At 58.3% G+C, this 6,054-nt stretch carries 5 protein-coding genes; 2 read left to right on the plus strand and 3 right to left on the minus strand.

Annotation, left to right across the window (positions count from 1 at the left end):
- A partial coding sequence (locus tag B2W52_RS16105; protein ID WP_286803734.1) for an acetyl-CoA C-acyltransferase occupies window positions 1-845 on the minus strand: 845 nt, incomplete at its 3' end.
- A gap of 188 nt (window positions 846-1,033) precedes the next feature.
- On the opposite strand from B2W52_RS16105, the gene B2W52_RS16110 reads away from it, so the two are divergent.
- Entirely contained in the window at window positions 1,034-1,297 is a 264-nt protein-coding gene (locus B2W52_RS16110; protein WP_014576682.1) for a late competence development ComFB family protein, read from the plus strand.
- Window positions 1,298-1,310: 13 nt separating this feature from the next.
- On the opposite strand, the gene B2W52_RS16115 is transcribed toward B2W52_RS16110, so the two are convergent.
- A complete protein-coding gene (locus tag B2W52_RS16115) occupies window positions 1,311-3,776 on the minus strand; it encodes a DUF349 domain-containing protein (RefSeq protein WP_286803735.1) in 2,466 nt (821 codons plus the stop codon).
- Between the two features lie 178 nt (window positions 3,777-3,954).
- Here B2W52_RS16115 and B2W52_RS16120 point away from each other — a divergent pair, with 178 nt between their 5' ends.
- Window positions 3,955-4,425: a regulatory protein RecX gene (locus B2W52_RS16120; protein ID WP_008171467.1), complete on the plus strand. Its 471-nt coding sequence runs from the start codon at window positions 3,955-3,957 to the stop codon at window positions 4,423-4,425.
- Between the two features lie 19 nt (window positions 4,426-4,444).
- On the opposite strand, the gene mltF is transcribed toward B2W52_RS16120, so the two are convergent.
- Window positions 4,445-5,965, minus strand: coding sequence for a membrane-bound lytic murein transglycosylase MltF (gene mltF / locus B2W52_RS16125; protein ID WP_008171468.1), 1,521 nt, complete (start codon window positions 5,963-5,965; stop codon window positions 4,445-4,447).
- Window positions 5,966-6,054 lie beyond the last annotated feature (89 nt).

Here is a 6,054-nt window from a genome sequence, read left to right on the forward strand (position 1 = left end):
CGCGGCGTCAGCCCCATGGCTTTGCCCTTGGCTTCACTGCCGATGAGCATGGCGGTGGCACCGTCGACGATACCTGAGGAGTTGCCGGCATGATGAACGTGGTTAATCTTCTCCACGTAGTGGTATTTCTCCCGGGCGACACCGTCGAAGCCCATCTCGCCCATCATCTGGAAGGAGGGTTTCAGGCCGGAAAGGCTTTCCAGGGAAGTGTTGCCACGCACATGCTCATCGCGATCAAGGATCACCACGCCATTCTGGTCAGTGATCGGAATGATGGACTTCGCAAAGTAGCCGTTCTGCCAGGCATTGGCCGCTTTCTGCTGGGATTTCACGGCAAAGCCATCAACGTCTTCACGGCTGAAGCCCTCAAGGGTGGCAATCAGGTCTGCGCCGATGCCCTGGGGCATGAAACCGGTATGCAGATTGGTTTCCGGATCTGTGGCCCAGGCTCCGCCGTCGGAGCCCATGGGCACACGGGACATGGCCTCCACGCCGCCGGCAACCACCATGTCTTCCCAGCCAGAGCGAACTTTCATGGCCGCCAGATTCACGGCTTCCAATCCGGAGGCGCAGAAACGGTTCAGGGTGACGCCCGCCACTTTTTCATCCCAGTCAGCGGCCAGCGCTGCCGTCTTGGCGATATCCGCACCCTGGTCACCCACGGCGGTCACGCAGCCCATCACAATGTCGTCCACCTGGGCGGTATCCAGGCTGTTCCTCTCCTGCAGCGCATGGAGCACCGTGGTCAACAGCGAGATGGGTTTGACGCTGTGAAGTGATCCGTCTTTTTTTCCGCGCCCCCTGGGGGTGCGGACTGCATCGAAGATATAAGCCTCGGTGGTCATTGCTTGTCCTCTGGTCATATTGTTTTCGGGTTTGATTTACCGATGACACAACCATAGCCGGTTGCGGTTGCAGGGGGTAATGACGCGGGCTGCCAATCGCATTGGCGAAATTGCTCATGAACCATGACAAGGAGGGGGCTGGCTTCTATGGTGTTAGAAACCGCAGACGAATTCGGGAGGCGGAAGCCATGTCTCTGCGAGATGCAATCGACAATTTCTACGAGCGGCTGGTGGTGGATGCCATCGAGGCAACGCGGGAGGAGTCTGACACAGCGGACTATCTGACCGATGTTATGTGCGTGGCTCTCAACCGACTGCCCACACGGTATTACCGGCATTCAATCGATATGATGTTTTACTTGGCGGACGAGGAACTCAAGGGGATGAAACAGAAATCCCTGGCCGCCGTAAAGGAAGCCAGGGAATTCGTCAGGGAACATCAGCGGGAGTAGACCGCTGGGCGCCTCAGGCCTCGTTCAGATTGGCGATAGCCCTGTTCATTCGCTCAGCGAGCTCCGTGTCCGCGTTTTTGCCAGTGCCACCCAGGCACCAGGCTGCCAGCAGTTTCTCTACATCCTGCATTTGATCCGTGCTGTTGTCGGCGGAACCCATGCCATTGGCAAGGCGCTGAACCTGGATTTCCATGCGGCGCTGCTGATCGGCTTCGGGGGAGGGCACGCCGCAAAGGATTTCTGCGCGAATCACCAGCTCGACCGGATCGCTGGCGTCTGACGTTTCGGCCAGCGCAGCCCAGTGCTGAGGCGCTGATTCACTGCGGGACTGGCCCGCTGTGGCCGCCATCACCAGAGACTGCCAGGAAGCCATTTTTGCCTGCAGTCTCAGAGCCGAGAGAATCTTGCTCAGCCGCTGCTTTTCTTGCTGGACCTGTTCTCTGACGCCTTTTGAGAGCGTAGCGGCATCAATATCCTTGAGCGTCGCCAGGGCCGCAGTAACTGCCTGTTCGTCACTTTCCGGGGATATTCCTGAAACCTGATTCAGGCCTGCTTGCGCCGTCTCGTCGGCGGCCCGTGATGCCTGCTGCTGTTCCGAGCGCTCGGCATCACGGCGGGCAAAGATCTGGTCACAGGCCTTTCGGAACGCCTGCCATAGTTTGCGGTCTTCCCGATGGCGGGTGATTCCGATGGCTTGCCAGTCTCCCTGGAGGGCCTTGGCCTGGTTCATGGCCTCCTGAAGCGGCTCGTGTTCGACCAGGGCCTGGGCCTTGTCCACGATCGTCTGTTTCAGGCCTTCGTTCTTGCGCCGTTCCTCGTCCAGGGGTGCTTCCAGCCTCTTGAGCAGTTCATCGAAGCGCTTTTGAACGGCCCGATTGTCGCGGAATTCCACTGGCCAGGCCTCTTTCCACTCCTGGCGGGCGGTCTGGTGGATTCGTTCCGCGGCTTTCCAGTCGATGGAAGACCAGTCGGCATTGTCCAGGAAGCTTTCGAGCTGCTCGCAAATGGCGGAACGTTTTTCCAGATTGGCCTGTTTGAGGCCGGACTTGGCAGAGAAGTAGGCCTTGCAGGGCTCGTAAGCCTTGTCCGAGGCAGCTTTGAACCGGGACCACAGCGAACGATCTGAAGAGCCGCCGAGATCGCGCCACTCATTCTGCAACTCCTTGATTCGCTCGGCCTTTGCTTCCGGATCCATTGGCTGCTCTGCCAGGTATTCCATTTGCTCGCACAGGGCAATCTGCTTGGGTTCCGTGGCGAAGCCCTGCCAGTCCGAGAGTTCACGCAATTGCCCGGTAAGCAGCTGCATACGCGCCTGATAGGGTTTTGCGTGGCGCTGGTCCAGATCCCGGAAGTGCTGTTGTGCCGTTTTGAAGATCTGTTTGGATTCTTTCAGCTGTTTAGCCTCCAGAGCCTCCTCCAGTTGCCTGATTTCGGCCTCGAGGCGAGTCGTCAGAGCTTTCTGTTGCTCCTGGTCAACTCGGGGCTCTGCCGGTTTCTTGCGTTTGCCGGCCAGCTTCCGCAATGGCTCCAGTAGTGCCGGGATGGGATAGCCTTCCGGCCAGTTGATCTCGGCAACCAGTGTCTTTGCCTGGGCACGCTGCTCGTCGGTGGCATCGTCTGCGCGCTCGAGCAGTGCGCCAAGTTCGACGATGGTTTCCCGTTCCTGGGTAATCCGACGGACAGAACTCAGGTAATTGCGCAGTGCCAGCATGGCGTTTTCGTAGGCTTTCTGTTCCTGCTTCTCCACTGCCGTATCCCGGGTTGCTTCCAGCCAGCGGTTTTCCTGGGTTTTCTGGAGTGCATCCAGGGACGCCAGTGAGGGCAGTGTTTCAGGCGGTTGAGACTTGAGCTCGTCCAGTGTGCGGGTCAGCAGATCCAGGGTTTCCTGACGTTGCAGCTTCTGCTCGCGCTGACGCTTTTCATCTTCCGCCGCAGATTGCAGGGCTGCAATGCGCTCTTTGCACAGGTGAACCGCTTCGAGAAAGGCCTGGGCCTGTTCCGGTGAGGCGTGTGTTTCCACCTCTGTCCATTGTTTCAGCAAGGCATCGAGCCGAGCCTCATAAAGCTTGGTATCGTCACTTTTCGCCTGGTCCTGCGCGTGGCGGGTAAGGGTAGCGATGGTCTGGCTGATGCTGTCTAGCCGGGCCTGTTCTTCGCGCCGCTGCTGAAGTGCCAGTTTAACGATCTGGTAGACACCTTTGTCACGGCCTTTGGCCTGTTTCTGCACGTCCTGCAGGCTGGCTTCGTCGGTCAGTCTGCCCGCAGCGGACTGCCGGATATCCGCGGTAACGCCCTCAATGGCAAGCTTGGCCAGGACATCCTGGGATGGTGCGCTCTCCAGTGTTTTGAGCTGTTCTTCCCTCCGGTCAGTCCGGGTATCTTCCTGTTCGACAGGCTCTGGCTGGGTGGCTTTCCGCTGATTTGGCGTTGCCTCGGTTGTCTTGCGGGATTTGAACAGTTTCTGGATGAACGCGGCCATAAGAGTATCCTTGGGTGTTGAAACCAGTTCACGGTGTCGGGCAAAGTTGTTCCGCCACCGGCCGTCGGCATCCGGTCAGGGATACCGGGTAGTTTGACTGGTCAGCCTGAGGTGCTGGCCAGCAGGAAAAATTCGCGGCTAGTCTAGCGTTTTGTATGCGTGTGCGGAAAGGGTCTGTATGGCAAAACAGGAAAATGACAACGATCAGGATTACAAGGCCCGGGCAACGGCACTCAGGTTGCTTGCCAGGCGCGAGCACAGTCGCCTCGAGTTAAGCCTGAAACTCCGCCAAAGAAAGCTGCCGGGCGACATTATTAACGCTGTTCTGGATGATTACGAGAAAGAGGGTTGGCTTGACGATGATCGGTTTGCTGACGTCTACGCCCGTCAAAGAATGGACCTTGGTTACGGACCGCTACGGATTCTTGGCGAACTTCAGCAGCGCGGGGTTCACAAGACTCCGGAGTGTGTTGCCGAGATGACGGAGGAGGATTGGTGTCAGCGAGCTATCGGTATCCGCGATAAACGTTTTGGCCTGGCGGATCTGAGTGAGGACTGGGACGAAAAAGTGCGGCAGGCGCGTTTCCTGAATCGTAGGGGCTTTTCCGCCAGTCAGGTGGAGCGCGCGCTCGAGGCTCGTAGCGAATAGCCGGCGGAAGTCGGATTCTTCAAAGGGTCGGCGGTATCATGCCCAGTTCTGCGGGCAGGCCGGCCCTGAGCTTTCCGTCCGTTTGCAGCTCGCCTGATGGGCCTTCCGGCGCCCGGTTTTCCTCCATCTGTACGATCTGTTCCTCTGCTTCGGTCGCCGGGATACCCGGCTGGTTGAGCCGGGCGAGGACATCGTAATAGCGCCGGATATTCTGAACGTAAATCACCGGTTCGTGGCCCCGGGCATAGCCAAAGCGGGTCTTGGTATACCATTCCTTCTCAGCCAGTAACGGCAGGAATTCCTTTACGTCCATCCACCGGTCAGGGTCTCGTCCCGCGCCTTCTGTAAGTCGTCGGGCGTCCTCCAGATGCCCGAAACCCACGTTGTAGGAGGCGAGGGCGAACCAGGTGCGGTCTGGCTCCGGGATCCGTTCCGGGATTTTTTCGTGCACGATCCGGAAATACTTGGCGCCGCCCTGGATGCTTTCTTCGGCGTCCAGGCGGTTGTTGATGCCGATATGGCTGGCAGTGTTCCTGGTCAGCATCATCAGCCCACGGACCCCTGTGGGCGATACCGCATTGGGGCGCCAGTGGGACTCCTGGTAACCAATGGCTGCGAGCAGTCGCCAGTCCATGTTGAAGTCGCGGGCATAGTCGCGAAACAGCGACTCGTATTTGGGCAGCCGGTTCTCCACATGATGCATGAAGGTTCGGGCACCCACGTAATTCAGTCGATCAAGGTGGCCATAGAAGCGCTCGGAAATCTGGGCCAATGTTCCGTTGGTCTCGAGACTTTCCAGGAACTGGCGGGCCGCTTTTGCCAGGGAATCATCCTGCGCTGACGGGAAAAACCAGGCCAGTTCACCGGGCTCTCCAACGGTAAAGGCCTCCTTCACCATCGGGTAGAATACGTGGTTAAGGTCGAGCTCGTTCGAGGAAACCATCGCGTAGGGGAATTCGCCGCTTTCAACGCGAGACAGAACGCCCGCGGCGTCCAGTCCGGGATGCACCTGCCATTCAAGCTCTGCGTTTTCCTGGCGGGCTTCATTGAGGCGGTGCTCATGGTTGCTGTCGGATACCACGTGCACCGTTTTCCCGATCAGGTCTTGCAATGATTCGGGCCGCTCGACATCGCGGTTATAAACCAGGATCGACTGGGCGGTGATGCCGGTTGCTACGGTGCGATACTGATTGGCAGTATGGGGTTGCCTGGACAGCCCGAGCATCCCGAAGTGGGCGTAGTTCTTTTCCAGAACGGACAAGATTTCTGTGTTGTTATCGGCAACGCGGACCCGGAGCTTCACGCCGAGTTCCTCGGCGAACAGTTTTGCCAGTTCGTAATCATAGCCGGTGCGGCCGTCTTCACTTTCCACATAGATAGATGGCGCCGTCCGGGTGATCACATGCAGCACCCCCTCATCACGGATTTCCTGGAGAGTGCTGGGCTGTGAGCATCCGGTCAGTATCAGGGCAGTGCCGAGGAAGAAAACAATCCCGGCGGATGCGCTTTTGAAAGCAGCAAATATCTTTGGCAAGTCCATGGACTCCGTCACGGCTGGATCATCTGGTTGTAGCGTCGCATAAAGCCACGCAACCTTGTCTATCCTGAGCGTGGAATTCCTTTCCACAC

The organism is Marinobacter sp. UBA2498 (assembly GCF_002341575.1).
Classification (GTDB): domain Bacteria; phylum Pseudomonadota; class Gammaproteobacteria; order Pseudomonadales; family Oleiphilaceae; genus Marinobacter; species Marinobacter manganoxydans.

What these genes read in the sequence shown, in the direction of transcription:
- B2W52_RS16110 (WP_014576682.1), top strand. Translation starts at nt 1,034, where the DNA reads ATGTCTCTGCGAGATGCAATCGACAATTTCTACGAGCGGCTGGTGGTG.
- B2W52_RS16115 (WP_286803735.1), bottom strand. Translation starts at nt 3,776, where the DNA reads ATGGCCGCGTTCATCCAGAAACTGTTCAAATCCCGCAAGACAACCGAG.
- B2W52_RS16120 (WP_008171467.1), top strand. Translation starts at nt 3,955, where the DNA reads ATGGCAAAACAGGAAAATGACAACGATCAGGATTACAAGGCCCGGGCA.
- mltF (WP_008171468.1), bottom strand. Translation starts at nt 5,965, where the DNA reads ATGGACTTGCCAAAGATATTTGCTGCTTTCAAAAGCGCATCCGCCGGG.